16 protein-coding genes are annotated in these 19,508 nt (G+C 50.8%); 15 read left to right on the forward strand and 1 reads right to left on the reverse strand.

Annotated features, from left to right (window positions below; genetic code table 11):
• Positions 1 to 222: 222 nt before the first annotated feature.
• Complete coding sequence (locus AC0IM9_RS16890) at positions 223 to 681, reverse strand: TlpA family protein disulfide reductase (protein WP_482804809.1); 459 nt, start codon at positions 679 to 681, stop codon at positions 223 to 225.
• Positions 682 to 992: 311 nt separating this feature from the next.
• Between AC0IM9_RS16890 and amoC the strand changes: the two genes are divergently transcribed.
• The 15 genes from amoC (at position 993) to tssE (ending at position 19,504) form a co-directional block, all read left to right on the forward strand.
• A complete protein-coding gene (gene amoC / locus AC0IM9_RS16895; protein WP_140912023.1) occupies positions 993 to 1,745 on the forward strand; it encodes a bacterial ammonia monooxygenase, subunit AmoC in 753 nt (250 codons plus the stop codon).
• A gap of 116 nt (positions 1,746 to 1,861) precedes the next feature.
• A complete protein-coding gene (gene amoA, locus AC0IM9_RS16900; protein ID WP_140912024.1) occupies positions 1,862 to 2,611 on the forward strand; it encodes a bacterial ammonia monooxygenase, subunit AmoA in 750 nt (249 codons plus the stop codon).
• Positions 2,612 to 2,698: 87 nt separating this feature from the next.
• Positions 2,699 to 3,943 carry a bacterial ammonia monooxygenase, subunit AmoB gene (gene amoB, locus AC0IM9_RS16905; protein ID WP_140912025.1) on the forward strand — a complete coding sequence of 415 codons (1,245 nt, stop codon included), beginning with the start codon at positions 2,699 to 2,701 and terminating at the stop codon, positions 3,941 to 3,943.
• A gap of 155 nt (positions 3,944 to 4,098) precedes the next feature.
• Positions 4,099 to 4,497 carry a hypothetical protein gene (locus AC0IM9_RS16910; protein WP_140912026.1) on the forward strand — a complete coding sequence of 133 codons (399 nt, stop codon included), beginning with the start codon at positions 4,099 to 4,101 and terminating at the stop codon, positions 4,495 to 4,497.
• Between the two features lie 185 nt (positions 4,498 to 4,682).
• Positions 4,683 to 6,062, forward strand: coding sequence for a type VI secretion system-associated FHA domain protein TagH (gene tagH / locus AC0IM9_RS16915; RefSeq protein ID WP_482804769.1), 1,380 nt, complete (start codon positions 4,683 to 4,685; stop codon positions 6,060 to 6,062).
• Between the two features lie 53 nt (positions 6,063 to 6,115).
• The gene (gene tssK / locus AC0IM9_RS16920; RefSeq protein ID WP_482804770.1) at positions 6,116 to 7,456 is read left to right on the forward strand and encodes a type VI secretion system baseplate subunit TssK; all 1,341 of its coding nucleotides are present in this window, start codon (positions 6,116 to 6,118) and stop codon (positions 7,454 to 7,456) included.
• Between the two features lie 72 nt (positions 7,457 to 7,528).
• Positions 7,529 to 8,785, forward strand: coding sequence for a type IVB secretion system protein IcmH/DotU (gene icmH, locus AC0IM9_RS16925; protein ID WP_482804771.1), 1,257 nt, complete (start codon positions 7,529 to 7,531; stop codon positions 8,783 to 8,785).
• 9 nt (positions 8,786 to 8,794) lie between these two features.
• Positions 8,795 to 12,352 (forward strand): type VI secretion system membrane subunit TssM, encoded by a 3,558-nt coding sequence (gene tssM / locus AC0IM9_RS16930; protein ID WP_482804772.1) that lies wholly within the window; start codon positions 8,795 to 8,797, stop codon positions 12,350 to 12,352.
• Positions 12,349 to 13,881, forward strand: a complete 1,533-nt coding sequence (tagF, locus tag AC0IM9_RS16935) for a type VI secretion system-associated protein TagF (RefSeq protein ID WP_482804773.1) — start codon at positions 12,349 to 12,351, stop codon at positions 13,879 to 13,881. Before tssM ends, tagF begins: the two co-directional genes overlap by 4 nt.
• Positions 13,882 to 14,394: 513 nt before the next feature.
• Complete coding sequence (gene tssA / locus AC0IM9_RS16940) at positions 14,395 to 15,429, forward strand: type VI secretion system protein TssA (RefSeq protein ID WP_482804774.1); 1,035 nt, start codon at positions 14,395 to 14,397, stop codon at positions 15,427 to 15,429.
• Between the two features lie 38 nt (positions 15,430 to 15,467).
• Entirely contained in the window at positions 15,468 to 15,998 is a 531-nt protein-coding gene (gene tssB, locus AC0IM9_RS16945; protein WP_256611893.1) for a type VI secretion system contractile sheath small subunit, read from the forward strand.
• Between the two features lie 3 nt (positions 15,999 to 16,001).
• Positions 16,002 to 17,489, forward strand: a complete 1,488-nt coding sequence (gene tssC / locus AC0IM9_RS16950) for a type VI secretion system contractile sheath large subunit (RefSeq protein WP_278209765.1) — start codon at positions 16,002 to 16,004, stop codon at positions 17,487 to 17,489.
• A 165-nt stretch (positions 17,490 to 17,654) separates the two neighbouring features.
• Positions 17,655 to 18,137: an Hcp family type VI secretion system effector gene (locus tag AC0IM9_RS16955; RefSeq protein ID WP_140912035.1), complete on the forward strand. Its 483-nt coding sequence runs from the start codon at positions 17,655 to 17,657 to the stop codon at positions 18,135 to 18,137.
• 60 nt (positions 18,138 to 18,197) lie between these two features.
• On the forward strand, positions 18,198 to 19,004 hold the full coding sequence (locus tag AC0IM9_RS16960) for a type VI secretion system accessory protein TagJ (RefSeq protein WP_482804775.1): 807 nt from the start codon (positions 18,198 to 18,200) through the stop codon (positions 19,002 to 19,004).
• Positions 19,004 to 19,504: a type VI secretion system baseplate subunit TssE gene (gene tssE, locus AC0IM9_RS16965; RefSeq protein WP_482804776.1), complete on the forward strand. Its 501-nt coding sequence runs from the start codon at positions 19,004 to 19,006 to the stop codon at positions 19,502 to 19,504. Before AC0IM9_RS16960 ends, tssE begins: the two co-directional genes overlap by 1 nt.
• Positions 19,505 to 19,508: the final 4 nt, after the last annotated feature.

The following is a 19,508-nucleotide window of genomic DNA, read 5'->3' on the forward strand; positions in this document are numbered from 1 at the left end:
TCGGAAGTGAAACCGCTTAGCGCCGATGATAGTGTGGCAGGTTGCCATGTGAAAGTAGGTCATCGCCAAGCTCTTAAACATAAAGCCCGTCTCAGACGGGCTTTTTTTTGCCTAGACTCTTCTCACAGCTGCGTGAGCCAGGCAACCTGCAGTATGCGATGGCTCAATCCAGGTACGGGACACGTAAGGCTGCTAATCCGCCTAGAGAGTCGTTCAATTCGACTACATTGCGGCAATTCGTGCTCGCCAGTCCGCTAAATTGAATCGACCAGTCACCCGAGAAACGACATTCCTTTCCCGGTCAATCAAAAAACTGCTGGGCGTCAACGATACATCTCCAAAGGCCCTCGCATGGACGCCTTCGATATCCAAGGCTACTGCATACGGCAATTTCCGCATTTCGCTCAACTGCTTTACTCGGCTGGGAATGTCGTAAGGCATCGCTACCGCAATTATCTGCAAACCCTTGTGGGCGAATTGTTGGTGCAAAGCGATTAAATCCGGAATTTCTTCGATACAGGCCCGGCAGTCGGTCGCCCAAAATGTGATCAATACTGGCTGACCGCCCAATTCTCCGAGCACAATTCGCTCGCCACTTAGCGTGGTGAATTCGGCATCGGGGGCTTTGGGGTTTAGACAATGCCTTCTATCGGGACGGAGGATAGCTACTACAAGAGCGATGGGCTATAAGCCAAAGCACTAAAGACAGTCGTATAAGCCATCAATGAATGCATATAAGTCGCTTTTTAAGCTGAAACCGCCCCTGCGTTTATAAGGTGTAGGCCGCAAAATAGTGTATCGAGAGCTAAGTTGAGGAGGCTATTGATGTGAGTGCCGGAAAAAATTGAAATTGTCTTGACAACAATTTGCTAGGTGGTAGACTGCCTCGCACCTTGAGGGACGTGGGTGTCTTCGAAAGAAGTCTGGTAATAAGGAAAAACAAAGAACTCCCGATTCGATCGGGGATTTAGATAATCTTTTAGGAGGTAGAAATGGCTGCTACAACTGAATCAGTTAAGGCTGATGCTGCGGAAGCACCGCTTTTAAATCAAAAAAACCTGTGGGCAGGCGTTGCTCTGTACTTGGTTTTTTATTCATTCATTCGTTGGTATGAAGGTGTTTACGGCTGGTCCGCTGGTCTTGACTCTTTCGCGCCTGAGTTTGAAACATACTGGATGAACATGCTGTACATCGAGATCGTTATCGAAGTACTGTTGTTTGCTGGTATCAATGGCTATATCTGGAAAACTCGTGATCGCAAAGTAATGTCAATCACTCCACGTGAAGAATTGCGTCGTCATTTCACACACTGGACTTGGTTGGTTTGCTACGGTTGGGCTATCTACTGGGGTGCTTCTTACTTCACCGAGCAAGACGGTACTTGGCACCAAACTATCGTTCGTGATACCGACTTTACTCCAAGTCATATCATCGAGTTCTACCTGTCGTACCCGATCTACATCATCACTGGTTCAGCTTCTTTTATGTATGCAAAAACAAGACTGCCTACATACCATGAAGGTCTGCACCTGATGTACTTGGTTGCGGTTATCGGTCCTTTCATGATTCTGCCTAACGTAGGTTTGAATGAGTGGGGTCACACATTCTGGTTTATGGAAGAGTTGTTCGTTGCTCCTTTGCACTACGGTTTCGTATTCTTTGGTTGGGCTGCTCTGGCTGTAATGGGTGTTGTGAACACCGAAGTAATGGCAATTGCAAAATTGCTGAAAAAAGATCTGGCTTAATAGCTTATCTTTAAAAAGTAAAATACTATCTCCTTTCCTGCCGCTGCTTTAGCTGGTGGCGGTAGGATAAAGAGAAGTGAAAAAAATATAATTTTAATTCTTTAGGAGGTAAGCTAATGAGCGCATCTCAATCAGCTGTACGTTCTCGTGCGGAAGCGGTTCAAGTTTCCCGTACGTTTGACTGGATGATTCTTTTTACACTGTTCACCGCGGTTCTGGGTGGCTATCACATTCACTACATGTTGACCGGTGGTGACTGGGACTTCTGGACCGACTGGAAAGATAGACGTCTGTGGGTTACTGTGGCTCCTATCGTTTCTATTACATTCCCTGCGGCTGTTCAAGCTTGCTTGTGGTGGAGATACCGCTTGCCAGTTGGTGCAACTCTGTCTGTAGTTGCTCTGATGGTGGGTGAGTGGATCAACCGTTACATGAACTTCTGGGGTTGGACTTACTTCCCAGTTAATATTTGCTTCCCATCTAACCTGCTGCCAGGCGCTATCGTTCTGGACGTGGTTCTGATGTTGGGCAACAGCATGACTCTGACCGCTGTAATCGGTGGTTTGGCATACGGTTTGTTGTTCTACCCAGGCAACTGGCCTGTTATCGCTCCGTTGCACGTTCCTGTTGAATACAACGGCATGATGATGACTTTGGCTGACTTGCAAGGTTACCACTACGTACGTACCGGTACACCTGAGTACATCCGTATGGTTGAGAAAGGTACATTAAGAACTTTCGGTAAAGACGTTGCTCCTGTATCAGCGTTCTTCTCCGGTTTCGTTTCTATCATCATCTACTTCTTGTGGCACTTCTTCGGTCGTTGGTTTGCTAAAACTGACTTCATCGCTGACGACGCTTCTTAATTTGAAGTAGTAAGAAAATGAACTTGGCGGCAATATGTCGCCGTCAAAAAGTCTTAATTTAATTTCTCTAGTAATAGAGGAGGAAATATGAAAATAATAAAAGACAAAGTTGCAAAACTGTCCTTTGTCGCACTGTTGGTTGCAATGGCAACAGCGATGTTCTACGCTCCAGCAGCATCTGCTCATGGTGAAAAGTCACAGGCTGCGTTCATGCGTATGCGTACTATTCACTGGTTTGACCTGAACTGGTCAAAAGAAGAAGTGGCTGTCAACGATACAATGACAATTTCTGGTAAATTCCTGGTATTCGCAGGCTGGCCAGAAACTGTTGATAAACCAGAAGTTTCATTCTTGAACGTTGGTATCCCTGGTCCAGTATTTATTCGTGCTGGTTCTTGGATCGGTGGTCAACTGGTTCCTCGTTCAGTTTCTTTGGAACTCGGTGAAGTTTATGAGTTTAAAGTTCTGTTGAAAGCTCGTCGTCCTGGCGACTGGCACGTTCACTCAATGATGAACGTACAAGGCGGTGGTCCAATCATCGGTCCTGGTAAATGGGTAACTGTAACTGGTTCTATGAGCGAGTTCGTAAACCCAGTAACCACTTTGACTGGTCAAACCATCAACTTGGAAAACTACGCTCTGGATAACGTTTACTTCTGGCACGCTGTATGGTTCGCAATTGCGTTCGCATGGTTGCTGTTCTGGATCAAACGTCCTATCTTCGTTCCACGCCATATCGCTGTAAGCACTGGCAAAGCAGATTCTTTGATCTCAGCTGGTGACAAAAAAGTCGGTATGTTGTTTGCTGTTGGTACCATGGTAATCGTAGCGGCTTCTATGGCTTCTACTAATGAAAAATACCCTGTTACTACTCCGTTGCAAGCTGGTTTGTTGCGTGGTATGAAAACTTACCAAATGCCTGAGTCAACTGTTTCTGTAAAAGTTGATGATGCTACCTATCGTGTTCCTGGTCGTGCAATGCAAATGACCTTGACCGTGACAAACAATGGTGATTCTGCTATTCGTTTGGGTGAGTTCAACACTGCTGGCGTTCGCTTCTTGGACCCTGCTGTTCACGAAGACGACACCAACTATCCTGATGACTTGTTGGCCGAAGAAGGCTTGTCTGTTAGCGATAACAGCCCGCTGGCTCCAGGTGAAACCCGCACTATCGAAGTTACCGCTTCTGATGCTGCTTGGGAAGTTTACCGTCTGGCTGACTTGATCTATGACCCAGACAGCCGTTTTGCTGGCTTGTTGTTCTTCTGGGACGCAAACGGCAACCGTCAATTGGTAACTGTTGACGCTCCGCTGATCCCAACTTTCATCTAATATTTGAAAGTGTTCTAGGTTTGTAAAAACTTAGGATTGAAAAACAAACCCCCGCTATTGAAAGATAGCGGGGGTTTTTTTTGGAGTAAATTTCTGATAAAACACATAAATCAGTGTTTTAATCGGAATGAATATTTGAGTTTAAGAGTACAGAAATGAAGAAAGTAATGTTAGTTTGTGCGCTATTTTTACTAGTGGGGTGTGCGGAAAAGGAAGAATATCAAAATGTGGTGTTGGAACAGATGAAAGGAGATAAAGATATTAATGACTACAAAATAGCGCCCGAAAAGATGACAAAATGCGTAGTCCAAACTTCATCGTCAAATATGCCGGGATTGTTTTTTTTGGATCCATTGCGTAGGCAAGCGTATAAAAACTATACAAAGATGTTGCAGCTCAATAAAGCTAGCGACCCCAAAAAAAGCCTAGATGAGTTAAGGCAAGAGTTTGGCGACGCAAAGAAGCTCTCGGAAGCGCATTCTAATTATGTAGAAAGTGTGGTTGATTGTATGTCCAATCTAGTTTCTTCTACAGAAGAAGCTCAAAACAAGTAGTGGCGTCTGTTCTAGAGCACTTATTCGGAAACCGCAAGATAGTCTGAGCGATAAGCTTAATTATTGATGGGATGTGATGTTGGAGAAATTAGCAAAAGCGAGTCGGGAGTTTTCTAAGCAAATGCATTTGCCAATTCTCTGCCTGATACTATATTAATATAATTGTCTGATATAGGAACTTGGTCGTGACGCTAAGATTAGTAGTGATCTCATATAAAGGTACTAGATTAACTGATAATGTAGTCGCCGAGTTTAATCAATCGGGTGGGGCAATAGGCAGGAAAAAAGAAAACACCTTGGTGTTAGGCGATCCGGAAAATTTTGTATCAGGTCGTCATGCCGAAATTTTGTATAACAATGGGCAATATCAATTAAAAGATATTAGTAAAAACGGTACGTATTTGGTTAATGCTAATGTCCAACTGAATGGCGAATCGATTACATTAAATGATAAAGAAGTTTTGCGAATAGGCGAATATGAGGTTTTAGTTGAAATAGACAGTGATCCTGCGGATATTTCAGCTATCGATTTTTCCGAGTTTGATAGGGGGCCTTTCTCTCAGGCTATCATGACGGAGGCGGGAACACCTTTTGGCACTGAATCGATTTCGGTCGGACTCGAGAATCTCTCGGAAGACACTGATAGACAATTTCCGCCGAGTCAAGCATTTCAAGACAGTTTTTCGGTGCCTAACGTCTTGATGGAAAATTCAGCACCGCCAGTTCAACCGGCTAAAGATATTGCCCAATTTCTGAAAGGGTTAGATGCGCTGGAGGATCCAAGACCTTTCGACATACCTGTTGTCAATGGTGCAGCAGCAATCGATAAGCGATTTACCGTTGAAAAATTTCCACAAGATGTATCCCCTCTATCGGGGATAGAGTTGAGCGAGCAGGCAGATCGTATAGCGCCTGAATTACCGCAAGCGAGCAGTGTCTCTCGAGATAGGCAAGAGGAGGTTAGCAGTGTTAAAGCAAGCCATCCAGGCGCAATCGACAATAGCGAATTGCTCAAATGTTTTTTGCAAGGTGCTGGGATTAGCGACACAGATTTTTTGCAAGAATCGCAGCGCCGCCAAGCGATGATGTCGGCTGGCCAACTCTTCAGAAATTTGATTGAAGGCTTGATGGACGTTCTGCGGGCACGCGCAGAAATGAAAAGTGAATTTCGTGTTTCTGTAACGACAATCCGGTCAACTGAAAATAACCCGCTAAAATTCAATCCTGATGTAGAAAGCGTGCTTAAACTCATGCTATCGCCGAATAACCCGGCATTCATCTCCCCGGATGTCGCAGTAGCAGAAGCATTTAGAGATATCAAGTATCACCAGATGGCGATTACCGCGGGTATTCAAGCTTCTCTTGCCGAAATACTGAGAAGATTCGAACCGGATACCTTTGAGAAAACGTTGGGTGAAGGATTAGTGTTTCAGAAGAAGGCGAGATGTTGGGAGCTTTATTGCGAAAAATATCCGGAATTAAAGTCCTTGGCGGTCAATGAGTTTTTTGGGGATGAATTTGCTGACGCATACGAGAAGCAGATGAATTTGTTTAGCCGGCGCTGAGCTTTAGCCTGATTAAATTCCCATCTTAAGCCTATAACCGAGATCAACAGAGTATGTCTATCAACAATAAGATTGTTTGGACTGAAGGCATGTTCCTCCGGCCTCAACACTTTCAGCAACACGACCGTTATCTGGAAACACTGGTCGATGGACGTTGCCGTGGAATCAGAGCGCACGACTGGGGTTTTTCGACAATCGAGATTGACATCGCCCAATTGGCAATAGGTAAGATTTGCTTGAGCGAGGCGAGGGGTATCTTTCAAGACGGTACCCCATTTTACTTGCCACACGAAGATGAATTGCCATTACCTTTAGATGTCCCGCCAGGCACCAGTAATGAAATCGTTTACTTATCTTTGCCGTTGCAGCGCCCTGATGGTGTTGAAGTCGATAGCGAGCAAAACCCTGATGGGTTAGCACGCTATCGTCTAAACCACAGGGACGTCAGAGACAATAACGCTGGATATGATGGACGTTATCCGGTCCAAATAGCGAGTATACGTCCGAAGTTGTTGTTGAGTTCGCAAGAGCGCTCCGGATATTTGTGTTTGGGGATTGCGAATATCGTTGAAGTACGGGCGGACAAAACCGTCGTGTTGGATGAAAAATATATCCCTGTGACGCTGCAATCTAAGGCTAGCCGTATCCTAGCGGGCTTTGTACGCGAGTTGCAGGGATTGCTGCATACTCGCGGTGAGGCGTTAGCAACCCGAGTGGCGGGTGCCTCACATGGTGCCGCTGTGGCCGAAGTAGCGGATTTCATGTTGTTGCAAACGATTAACCGCTACGAACCATTACTCGAGCATTTAGCAGCAGACAGCTCGCTGCATCCAGAAAGCCTATTTTCTCTGTGTTTACAGCTAATGGGCGATCTGGCGACTTTTTATCGTTCAAGCAAGAGACCGATCGCCATTCCGCCTTATCAACATGACGATTTGCGTTGCAATTTCATTCCATTAATCGACGAGTTGCGGCGTTTGCTGAGCATGGTATTGGAACAAAACGCGATTCAAATACCGCTCACCAAACACAGTCAATCGGTTTATTACTCCGGCCGCCCAGATGTAAGGCTACTGGAAAACGCGATCTATATACTCGCTGCCAATGCTCAAGTATCCTCGGAAATGCTGCGCATGCATTTCCCGCCCCAGGTTAAGATCGGTCCGGTTGAAGAGATAACGCAATTGGTCACCGCCGCATTGCCTGGAATTTCTATCCATCCACTGCCGGTTGCGCCGAGGCAATTGCCATACCACGCAGGATGTTCATATTTCGAGCTCGATAAACAAAGTCCTTATTGGAAAAAAATGGCCGAATCGGGCGGATTTGCTTTTCATATCGGCGGCAATTTTCCAGGTCTGGAACTGGAGTTTTGGGCTATTAAAAAAGGGTAGGCTGCAATGACGCAAAATGGTCCATTCGGTGATGACGACAAAACCGTGTTACGCCCGTCGCCGGGCGGGCGTATGCCTGACTCCGCCACGATCAGTCGGGCTGTACAAAAATCGGTAACCCCGCCACCTGCCAGTTTTCAAAATCTGCCGCCAATAAGCGCGTTGACGTTATCGGCATCCGCTTCGTTCTTGGATTTGGCTGCCGGCCTACTTTCGCTGGCCGCCAGATTAAAGACAATGGTCGCGTATTCGGCAATCGACGAATTAAAACAAAAACTCGCTAAGGAACTCAGCGAATTCGAGAACCGTGCACTTGCCTCAGGTTTACAACAAGAGCAAGTGCGTATCGCCAGCTATGGCCTTTGTGCCTTTCTCGACGAAATTATCCAGAACACCCCGTGGGGATCACAAAGCAATTGGGGGCATCAAAGCTTGTTGATCGTGTTTCACAAGGAAGCCTGGGGGGGAGAGCGATTTTTTCAGATTCTCGATCAATTGGTAAGACAACCAGCACAAAATTTGGCTTTGATCGAGCTTTGTTATGTTTTATTGAGTTTCGGTTTCGAAGGCAAATACCGAATTATGGCTAACGGTATGAACGAGCTGGAAAAGCAACGGCTTGAACTATACCAATTGATCCAACGCTTTCGCGGAGACAGCCCGCCGGAATTGTCACCCCGCTGGCAAGGCCAGAAAACCGCAGTACAGCCGCTGCTAAACCGTATCCCTTTATGGGTGTTCGCAACCATAGCGGCCGGATTGGCCTTGCTGTGTTATTTGGGCTTTGTGTTCTTTATCAACGCCGCCTCAGATCCAACCTACAAAGAACTGCTCAAGTTGAGCAAGGAACCGATTTTGCTGGCTGCGGTGGAGTCTACGGCGCCGGCCGTGCCGGCGAGCCCATCGCCGACGCCAAACAGGGCGCAACGTTTTATTCCGCTATTGCACGACGAGATCGCCAGCAACATGGTAGAAGTAGTCGACGATAGCGTTATCCGTATCCGCAATTCATTTCCATCAGGTAGCGATCAGGTTAAACCCGAATTCATTCCGATGTTGAAAAAGATCGCTAAGGAACTCGAGAATCAGCAAGACTCGATACTCGTCACCGGGCATACAGATGATAAACCCATCGTGTCAGCCCGGTTTCCGTCCAATTGGCATTTGTCGACGGCGCGAGCCAAGAATGTATTGGTTATTTTGGTCGCTTCCGCTCAGTTGCGCGGAACCGCCCGGGCCGAGGGGCGCGCAGATGGAGAGCCGCTGGTGCCCAACGACAGCGCAGAACATCGCGCGCTTAACCGCCGTGTCGACATCCTGATTAAGTGAGAACTGCTCGTGGAACGGATATTCAATTTCTTCAAACGTAAATGGGTGTTGGAACTGATCGGCATACTGTTCCTATCGCTAATGATCTGGTTTATCGGGCCGCTGGTGGCAATTGCGGGTGTCGCGCCCTTGGAATCGGAATTGGCCAGAGGAATAACGATCGGGGTATTAGTATTTGTCTGGCTGATTTATCGGCTATTGGCCTACCGCTTCTCGCAACAACGCGACCATAAGCTGATGGCCGATTTGGCCGGAAAGGAGGGCAATGATAGTGCTAACGATACTGAAGCCGCCGCCACCGCAGAGTTGGATATCTTAGGCCGAGGTTTTGAACAAGCGTTAGCGTTGTTGAAAACTAGTGGGGGTAAGCAACAGCGCAGTACCCAGTTTCTGTACGAAATGCCTTGGTATGCAATTATCGGTGCGCCGGGGTCCGGTAAAACGACAGCATTGATCAATTCCGGTTTGCACTTCCCGTTGGCCGAGCGTTTGGGTACGCATTCGGTGAAAGGCGTCAGCGGTACCCGCGATTGCGATTGGTGGTTTTCCGACGAAGCGATATTGCTGGATACCGCCGGCCGCTACACCACGCAAGACAGTCATAAAGAGGTGGATGCGTCCGCTTGGCAGGGTTTCCTGCAGTTGCTTAAAAAATACCGGCCGCGCCGGCCATTAAATGGCGTATTCGTCGCGGTCAGCGTCAGCGACTTGATGCAACAGTCGGAAGAAGAATTGCGGCAGCATGCGGCGGCGGTCAGGCGCCGGATCATGGAGTTGAACGACCGCTTGGGTGTTCAGTTACCGGTTTACGTGTTGTTTACCAAAGCCGACTTAATTGCAGGTTTTAACGACTTTTTCGCCAACTTGACCGAAGACGAACGCAGCCAAGTATGGGGCGAAACTTTCCTGCGTACCGAAATGGCCACCGACAATCCGGCCGAACACATCCAGCAATTCGGACGTGGTTACGACGAGTTGATTGAGCGACTGACTCAGCGGCGCCTGAAACGGATGCAGGAAGAACGTGATGTTCAGCGGCGATCAGCCATTTTCGATTTCCCGCAGCAAATGATGCTGTTCAAAACCGTTGCTACCGATTTTTTGCAGGCTACGTTTTCCACCAATCGTTATGAAGAACCGTTTTTATTGCGCGGCGTCTACTTCAGCAGCGGCACCCAGGAAGGCACCCCTATCGACCGCATCATGTCGGCGCTGGCCGCCAGTTTTAGACTCGAGCGCCAAGCAGTTCCTTTATTGAGCGGCCGCGGCAAAAGTTATTTTCTGACCAAATTGTTGAAACAGGTGGTGTTTCCGGAAGCGGACCTAGTCGGCACCGATCCGCGGGTGGAGCGCCGATATCGCCTGATGACCTTTGCCGCCTACGGCGCTACCTTTGCGTTTGTTGCAATCGCCACCATTGTTTGGTCAATCAGTTTTACCGCCAATAAAATGGCGATAGCCGACGTCGACAAACAAATCGAAGCCTACCGTGCCAGTAATATCGTCGCTCAAGACGCCCGGAGCGGATTTTTGGCCTTGTTGCCGAAGCTAAACGCACTACAGGCGGCGGGCGATGTTTATCGCCAAGCCGGCTGGAGTACAGGTTTTGGATTGGATCAAGGCGACAAGATCGGCTCCGGTGTGGACATGGCCTACCAGCGCTTGTTGCGGGAGGGCTTTGCGGCACAGATCGTCCAGCGCTTGCAACAACGCATGCAGAGCGACGAAGGTAGCAACCTGGATGTGTTATACCAGTTATTGCGAGTTTATCTGATGTTCGGCGAACCCCAACGGATGGACGTCAAGGTGGCTCAGCCCTGGATCAAGCTGGATTGGGAACAAATGTTCGCCACCGATCCGGAAACTCAAGCGAAATTGCAAACCCATTTGGATAATTTGCTGGCTTTGCCGTTGGATCCTGCCGCGATCGATAACAACTTTGTCGGCGCGGTTCGCAACAAACTGAGCCAAATACCGTTGGTCAATCAAGTCTACAGTCGCTTTAAAAGCGAGGCTTTGTTTGACCATAGCCACGATTTGATCGTTGCCGCCCAATTGGCGCCGAATGGCGGCCGGGTTTTCGTCGCGGCCAATGGCAAAGAGTTGGACTCAATCGTGGTACCCGGGGTGTTCACCGCTTATGGCTATACCGAGCTGTTTTTGAAAAAGGGTATGTCTTACGTCAAGGAAGCCAGCGAACAGAACTGGGTATTGGGTGTCGAAACCGGCAATTCCTTGACCGAAATCGACCGCTTGTACGGCGATTTCAAACGGTTGTATCTGGCCGATTATCAAAAAGCCTGGGATGGCGTCTTGGCCGCGGTCAAATTCCGGCCGCAAGCCGGGACCAGCCAGCTGGTCGACACACTGGATCTGTTGTCCAGACCGGACTCGCCGTTGAAATTGTTGCTGGAGTTGGTCGAAAAAAATACTTCACTGAGCAAACTCTCGGCAGACTTGGCCGACAGCCTGAGCAAAGCCGCCGGCGCTGTCGCTGTACCGGAGGCAGCCACCCAGAAATTGTTGGCGATGGCCAAACAGAACGAGCAAGGCATCGATCCGGTTAAAGCGTTAGAAGCTTATTTCGAACCGTTTAACGCGCAAGTGCGCGGCGGTGCCGACCGTCCGGCGCCGATCGCTTCGGCGCTCTCCAGTATTAAAAATCTGCATGACTATTTGATGCAAATCGGCTCGGCCAGCAATGCCGGCGGCCAGGCCCTATCAACCGAAGCGGCCAAAGCCGCAGGCGGCGGCATTGATCCGCTGCAGGCGGCGAAGATGGAGTTCGCCCGCTTACCGGGGCCTATTGCGGCCTCTTTAAACGCCTTGACTGCCACTGGCGGTCAACAAATCAAGAGCGGTGCAAAAAACCAGCTCAACGAAATGTTGAAAACCGCCGTAGCAATTCCCTGTAAGGCTGCCTTGTCCGGCCGCTATCCATTTGCGAAAAATACGCCTCAGGATGTGTTGTTGGCCGATTTTGGCAAGGTGTTTGCCGCGAACGGTATCGTCGACCAGTTTTTCAATGCCAATTTGAAACCTTTCGTCGATATTGCCGCTGTGCAGTGGCAAGAACTTAAATCCGATAACGCTCTGGGCTTGGCCCCGGCCAGCATTCGCCAATTCCAGATTGCCGCCAAAATCCGCGATGCGTTTTTCCCGGCTGGCGGTGCCGTGCCGCAAGTCCAGTTTGAATTGAAGCCGCTGTCCTTAGACGACCGGGTCGGGACTTTCCGGCTGAATGTCGAAGGCCAGGAATTGGTCTATCGCCACGGGCCGGAACAGCTGACTAAATTTCAATGGCCGGGAACCAATAACAGCGCCGGAGTGCGAGTGGTATTCGAAACCCTGGACGGCAAACAAGTTAGCCGTGCCAAAGACGGGGCCTGGGCGCTGTTTCGTATGTTCGATGAATTCAACATAGAGCCTACAGGCCTGCCTGATCGCTTCAATCTGACCGTGCAAGTAGAAGGCCTCAGCGCCCGTTTCGAATTGCACGCCGCGAGCGTAAACAATCCGTTCGGCATTAGCGAATACCAAAGCTTCCGCTGCCCGGAGGCCTTGTGACGAATGTCGAACCGGCAACAGTCGGTTTTTTCGGCAAAGTTCCTAGCTTGGGCGATTTTGTTAGCCGGCGTTTGCCCCGCCAATTCATCGAGCCCTGGGACCAATGGTTGCAATCGTCGTTGCGCGCCAGTCAGGACTCGCTGGGCGACAAGTGGCTATCGTCGTTTCTGGTCAGTCCCTTGTGGCGCTTCGCCCTCGGCCCCGGAGTTTGCGGCAACACTGCCTGGGCTGGCGTGATGATGCCCAGTGTCGACCGGGTCGGACGCTATTACCCGTTGACTTTGGCACAGCCGGTGCCGAGCGACGCCGTGATGGGTTTGTTCCTGCCGGAGACGGATTGGTTCGCGCAATTGGAGGATGTGGCGCTGTCAGTTTTGAGCGAGTCCTTCGATTTGGAGGCATTCGACGCAGCGGTATCAAGTATTTCCTGGAACCGGCATGGTCCGGCCCATTATTTTCAAGGCAATTCTGATGCGGATTTCCGCCAACCCCAAGGTAAGTGGGCCGTTGGCTTCGAAATGCGTGATTTATCGCAAAGCGGGTTGGCGTATCCGTACTTGAGTCAAGCCTTGATGGCGAGGTTTTTAACGTGCTACAGCGTGTGGTCTTCGGCCGGCACCCAGGCCGGCCCTGCCAATCTGTTGTGTTGCGAAGGTTTGCCGCCCATCGAGACTTATGCCGATTTTTTAAAAGGCATCCCGCAAACCACGCGCTCCTGGCAATTACACAGCCATAAACAAACTTTGGAATCTCGTCAGATCGATCCGGCGGTCGTGACAAAGACCGAAATGGCCGCCGAATCGCCGCCGGCTACGCCGAGCTGGTCTTCCCATGGTGTAAGCGTGGTTGGCAATAAGCGCAAACACAACGAGGATGCGATGCTGAATTGCCCGACGCAAGGGCTATGGGTCGTTGCCGATGGTATGGGAGGACACCAGTCAGGTGACTTGGCCAGCCGGCTGGTGGTTGACAGTCTATCGGCCATGGCCCCCACTGAGAGTTTAGACGGACAAATAGAAGCGGCATTAGCGCGTTTGCAAAAGATCAACGAAGATCTACGCCGTTTTGCCTCCGGCCTGCAGCAGGGCGACATCATCGGTACCACGGTTGTGGCGCTTCTGGCCTGCGCGGCGGAATGCGCCGCGATTTGGGCGGGGGATAGCCGGCTGTACCAACTGCGGGGAGGGCGATTCCGGCAACTGACCCGCGATCACACGCTATTAGACGAATTGATGGATTCAGGCTTGATGACTCGGGAAGTGGCCGAGCAGCAGGTCGGAGCGAATGTGATTACCCGTGCCGTGGGTGGACAGCAGGATCTGGTTTTGGATGTGCTGCGATTCCGGGCCGAGGCGGGCGACCGTTACTTACTGTGTAGCGACGGCTTGGACAAAGAATTGAGTGAAGCCGAAATCGCCGCTTCGCTGGCGCTCGGCGATTGTCGCGAAGCCACTGATAGTCTGATCGATCAGGCCTTGGCGCGCAGCGGTAGGGACAACATCACGGTCGTTGTCGCCCAGTTCGGCTGAAAGCCCTGTCCCAGACTTTTACTCACGCCAGGCGGCTGGTCGGTGTTGGCCGTTAGTCCCCACCTCAATTTACCAAATCCCGTATCGGGTACGACATATCGTGCCAACTGTGCGTTTAGACTTGATCGCCTGGCAGGTCCCGACTTTATGCGCTATTTCAATAATTATTATCTTTCAATCGTTTAGCTTTGGGTGGCCGATAAGCCGGCTTGGTTGGCATATTAATTGTGACAGTCCCTATCGTTGAGCGCCGATTGCTCAATTCGATTGAGCGATGAATCCGGCAAGCACGTTTATTTCGATTTTCGGCACGCGTCGTAAAAGCGGCTACACTGGAAGCGCCGCAATCTGGGTAGAGCATGCCGGGAATTATGTTAGGCGACCTAAATTTGTAACCCTGATGGGTTAATAATCAGTTGCGCCATGGCCCGCATTTTCGGATCGCAACGCTCTTGCGACTCGGCTGCCTTGTTTGCCGCTGGTGCTGGATTTTACCGATTTGGAGAATAGAACATGGCCGACTTATCAGGCTTGTTAAACGAAATAAGCCCGGATAACCCCTGCGGCGACAACTTGGAATATGACGCCGCCCGGATTGCGTTGGACACCGATATTCAAGGCACGCCGGAAAATCAGTTTACCGGCGAAAAAGCGATGCCGCCCAACTGGCGCGATATCCAAAAACAAACTCTGGCATTGTTGGAGAGATCCAGAGATCTGCAGGTGATTTTGTACTTGATCAGAGCGTTGATTCCGTTGGAAGGCTTGACCGGTTTTCGCGACGGGCTCGGTCTGTTGCATGAATCGGTGAATCGGTATTGGGATAGCATTCACCCGCAACTCGACCCGGACGACGGCCTGGATCCGACGTTGCGGATCAATATCATCGAAGAGTTGGTTAATTTCGATTGGATCATCCGGCCGTTAAGTTTGACGCCGCTGGTCGAATCCAAAGCCGTAGGCCGTTTCTGTTTACGCGACATTCAGTATGCGACCGATAAGTTGGAGCCGCCGGAAGGCGTTGCCAAACCCGATCTCAACGCCATCAAGGCCGCATTTTTGGATGTGGACGGTGAGGAATTGGGCGCAACGTTCCGGGCGATCGGCGAGAGTATTGCCAGCGTGGCCCAGTTAGAGAATTTTGTCAGCGAAAAAGTAGGTGTTGGCCAGGGCGCCAATTTGTCGGCGCTCCGATCCTTGCTTAAAGAAATCAGTTACCAGTTCGACCAACTCGCCGGCAGCCGACTGGAAAGCGAAGCCGAAAGCACCGAACAGAATGCCGAGCAAGACTCAGCCGGCACAACCGGCGGCAGCGCCCCGACCAAAGCCAAACAAATATCCGGGTCGATCGAATCGCGCGCCGATGTCGTTCGGACGTTAGACTTGCTTTGCAAATATTACGCCGACTACGAGCCTTCCAGCCCGGTGCCTATTTTGTTGCAACGTGCCAAGTATCTTGCTACCGCGGATTTCCTCAGCATAGTCAATAACCTGATGCCGGATGCGCTGTCGCAAATTGATCTAATCAAAGGTCCCGATCTGAACTAAAGTGTTACTGTTGTTTACTATTTCAACTGGAGAAGAACATGGCTGAGAGTAGTCAGAAATTTATACAGCGAAACCGGGCGCCCCGGGTGCAGATTGAATACGATGTCGAATTGTATGGTTCGGAGAAGAAGGTACAGTTGCCGTTTGTGATGGGAGTGATGTCCGATTTATCCGGCAAGCCTTCCGAACCGTTGGCTCCCGTGGCCGACCGCAAATTGCTGGAAATCGACGTCGACAATTTCAACGATCGTTTGAAATCGATGAAGCCGCGCGTTGCGTTCCAGGTCGCCAATACCTTGACCGGCGAAGGCAATTTGAGCGTCGATATCACCTTTGAAAGCATGGACGATTTCTCGCCGGCCGCGGTCGCGAAAAAGGTCGCCGGTCTGGATAAAATCCTGGAGGCCAGAACCCAGCTGTCGAATCTGATCACTTACATGGACGGCAAAACCGGCGCCGAAGAACTGATCGCCAAACTAATTAACGATCCGGCCTTGCTGCAAACCTTGGCGGCATCGGCCAAGCCAGCCGAATCCGGAGCTGAAACCACCGAAGGGCAAGGGGAATAAGCCATGGCAGAATTAGAATCGCAAAGCGCGCAAGGTGCAACCCAAACCCTGGAGTTCGACGATTTCTCCGCATTGCTGGCCAAGGAGTTCAAACCGGGTACCGAGGCGGCGAATCAGGTCAATACCGCCGTAGCGACCCTGGCCCAATACGCCTTGAAGGACGTCGCGAAAATTTCGGACGATGCCATCAAATCGATCCAGGCCATCATTGCCAGTCTGGACCAAAAAATCACCGAACAATTGAATCTGGTCTTGCATCACCCAGACTTCCAAAAACTGGAAGGGGCTTGGCGCGGCTTACACTACTTGGTTAACAACACCGAAACCGACGAGATGTTGAAAATCAAGGTGTTGAATATTTCCAAAAACGAACTGGGCAAAACCCTGAAAAAATTCAAAGGGACCGCCTGGGATCAAAGTCCACTGTTCAAAAAACTGTACGAAGAAGAATACGGCACCTTCGGCGGCGAACCTTTCGGTTGTTTGGTCGGCGATTACCATTTCGACCACAGCCCGCAAGACGTCGAATTGCTCGGCGAGATGGCGAAGATCAGCGCTTCTGCGCATACGCCTTTTATCTCCGGTGTCGCGCCTTCAGTGTTGCAAATGGAAAGCTGGTCGGAACTCGCCAATCCGCGCGACTTGACCAAAATTTTCCAAACGCCCGAGTACGCCGCGTGGCGGTCGCTACGCGAATCGGACGATTCACGCTATATCGGTTTGGCAATGCCGCGCTTCCTGAGCCGTTTGCCTTACGGCTCCAAAACCGATCCGGTCGAAGAATTCGATTTCGAAGAAGACACTTCCGGGGCCGACAGCGGCAAATATACTTGGTCCAACGCGGCCTACGCGATGGCGGTCAACATCAACCGCTCGTTCAAATATTACGGCTGGTGTTCGCAGATTCGCGGCGTCGAGTCCGGCGGTGCAGTGGAAGGTTTGCCGGTGCATTCGTTTCCGACCGACGACGGCGGCGTCGATATGAAATGCCCGACCGAAATCGCGATTACCGACCGCCGCGAAGCGGAACTGGCGAAAAGCGGATTCATGCCTTTGCTGCATAAGAAGAATACCGACTTTGCCGCGTTTATCGGCGCACAGTCCTTACAAAAACCGGCCGAATACGAAGATCCGGATGCAACCGCCAACGCCAATTTGGCCGCGCGTCTGCCTTACCTGTTCGCGACCTGCCGCTTCGCCCATTATCTGAAATGCATCGTCCGCGACAAGATCGGTTCTTTCAAGGAAAGGGAGGATATGGAGTCCTGGTTGAATACCTGGATCAGCCAATACGTGCTGACCAATCCTGCCGTTGCTACCGAGAAAGACAAAGCCAGACGGCCTTTGGCCGGCGCCGAAGTGGTGGTTGAGGAAGTGGAAGGCAATCCTGGCTATTACCAATCCAAGTTTTTCCTGCGGCCGCATTACCAATTGGAAGGCCTGACGGTATCTTTGCGTCTGACATCCAAATTGCCGTCGCAGAAAGGATAAATTGGGTTGCTTGATCGAGCCGGATGCCTTGCGGATTGTTGTGATGAGCATTCGGCTCGCCGCGGTTAGCGGCAAGAAATTTTATAAATCCCGCATTGCCGGGACCTATAAATCCCGGGTGGCATACCCGTTTGTTTTAATGACCAAAGTGGAAAGGAGAGCAGTATGATTTTATTGAAATTTGCAACCGAAATTAAAGGCGACAGTACCGTCGAGGGCCACGCGGATTGGATCACGATTGATTCCGTGCAGTGGGGCGTAGGCCGTGCGATCAGCACCAGCGGCGCCGGTAAAGACCGGGATACCAGCAATCCGTCTTTTTCGGAAGTGACCATGACCAAAAGTATGGACGTTGCGTCCGTGGACTTGTGGATGCAGGCCATTTGCGGCAAGAGCTTGGGCACTGCGACGATTCATTTCATTCAAACCGCCGGTGCCGATACTAAACAACAGGTTTTTTTGGAGATCGAGCTTTCGGAAGCCATCGTCAGCGGCTACAGCCAAAGCAGCGGCGGCGAGCGTCCCTCTGAATCGATTTCCATCAACTTCAACCAGGCCAAAATGAAGTACAGCACCTTCGGCGAAGGCAAATCAGCCACCGCCGGCGCATTCAAAGGCTGGGACTTGAAGAAAAACCAAGCCCTTTAATCGCCGTCCCCGGCAGCCTTTGCGTTGCCGGGGATATTTTTCCGCCCCATTGGAGAAGTCATGCTCAGTGTTTCGCAACTGATTGCAAACGGAGAACTGGATCCCGCTTTGCAGCAAACTCAGCAACAGATTCGCCAGAATCCGGCGGACGCCAAACTGCGGGTTTTATTGTTCCAGTTGTATTGCGTATCCGGCTGGTGGGACAAGGCCCTCAACCAACTCAATGTGCTGCGCGATCTGGATGCATCGACTCTACTGATGGTCAGCACCTACGAGCAGGTTTTACAGTGCGAGGCCTTACGCAAGGAAGTATTTGCCGCCCGCAAGACACCTTTGGTTTTCGGCCAACCGCAGGAATGGATGGCGCTGATGCTGGAAGCGTTGAAATTGGAAAGTGACGGCAATCACCCCCTTGCAGCGGAACTACGCGGCCGTGCCATGCAACAGGCGCCGGCTACGCCCGGCTCCATCGACGGTACCCCATTCGCCTGGATTGCTGATGCCGACGTTCGGCTCGGTCCCAGTCTGGAGGCGATTATCAATGGCCGTTATTATTGGATTCCCTTCATGCAAATCAGCAAGATTCAGTTGGAACAGCCGACCGACTTGCGCGATTTGGTCTGGCTGCCAGCCCATTTCATCTGGGTTAACGGCGGCGAAGCCGAAGGCTTTATTCCGTCGCGTTACCCCGGTTCGGAACTGGCCGACGATGCGCGGATTCGCCTGTCTCGACTCACCGACTGGCAGTCGGTAGCGGCAGACGCTGCGCACGGCCTTGGCCAACGTTTATTGGCGACCGATGTCGACGATTATGCGCTGTTGGATGTGCGCAGCATCGAACTGGCCGCCGCAACGGAACCGCAATAATGGCCGATTTGCTTCACGCTGAGCGGTTACAGCCGTCCTTGTTGGACCGCTTGACCGACGATGCGCCGGAAAACCAAAAAGAAAGCCGGGAACAGCGCGTCATGTCGATGCGCCAGCTCCGGCAAAGCGTACTGCGCGATTTAAGTTGGCTACTGAACACGGCGGCCTTGGAAAGCATGATCGATCTCGGCGACTACCCGTGCGTGGCGAATTCGGTTTTGAACTTCGGTTCGCCGGTGTTTTCCGGCGTATCGGTAACCGGAATCGATGCCAAACAGATCCAGAAAAAGGTTAAACAGGCGATAGCCAGTTTCGAACCGCGCATTCTGCCGGATTCGCTATCGGTGGAACTGGTGAAGGACGATGAGCAAATGAGCAACAAAGCCCTGTCTTTTACCATCGAAGGCGATTTATGGGCGCAGCCCTTGCCGATTCATTTGTTTATCCGTAGCGACCTCGATCTGGAGACCGGGGAAATGAATATTCAGGAATTGGATTAAGCGG

This window comes from Methylomonas sp. Uni0011, from assembly GCF_056850255.1.

What these genes read in the sequence shown, in the direction of transcription:
- AC0IM9_RS16955 (WP_140912035.1), top strand. Translation starts at nt 17,655, where the DNA reads ATGATTTTATTGAAATTTGCAACCGAAATTAAAGGCGACAGTACCGTC.
- amoB (WP_140912025.1), top strand. Translation starts at nt 2,699, where the DNA reads ATGAAAATAATAAAAGACAAAGTTGCAAAACTGTCCTTTGTCGCACTG.
- amoC (WP_140912023.1), top strand. Translation starts at nt 993, where the DNA reads ATGGCTGCTACAACTGAATCAGTTAAGGCTGATGCTGCGGAAGCACCG.
- AC0IM9_RS16960 (WP_482804775.1), top strand. Translation starts at nt 18,198, where the DNA reads ATGCTCAGTGTTTCGCAACTGATTGCAAACGGAGAACTGGATCCCGCT.
- amoA (WP_140912024.1), top strand. Translation starts at nt 1,862, where the DNA reads ATGAGCGCATCTCAATCAGCTGTACGTTCTCGTGCGGAAGCGGTTCAA.
- icmH (WP_482804771.1), top strand. Translation starts at nt 7,529, where the DNA reads ATGCCTGACTCCGCCACGATCAGTCGGGCTGTACAAAAATCGGTAACC.
- tssC (WP_278209765.1), top strand. Translation starts at nt 16,002, where the DNA reads ATGGCAGAATTAGAATCGCAAAGCGCGCAAGGTGCAACCCAAACCCTG.
- tssE (WP_482804776.1), top strand. Translation starts at nt 19,004, where the DNA reads ATGGCCGATTTGCTTCACGCTGAGCGGTTACAGCCGTCCTTGTTGGAC.
- tssK (WP_482804770.1), top strand. Translation starts at nt 6,116, where the DNA reads ATGTCTATCAACAATAAGATTGTTTGGACTGAAGGCATGTTCCTCCGG.
- tssB (WP_256611893.1), top strand. Translation starts at nt 15,468, where the DNA reads ATGGCTGAGAGTAGTCAGAAATTTATACAGCGAAACCGGGCGCCCCGG.
- tssA (WP_482804774.1), top strand. Translation starts at nt 14,395, where the DNA reads ATGGCCGACTTATCAGGCTTGTTAAACGAAATAAGCCCGGATAACCCC.
- AC0IM9_RS16910 (WP_140912026.1), top strand. Translation starts at nt 4,099, where the DNA reads ATGAAGAAAGTAATGTTAGTTTGTGCGCTATTTTTACTAGTGGGGTGT.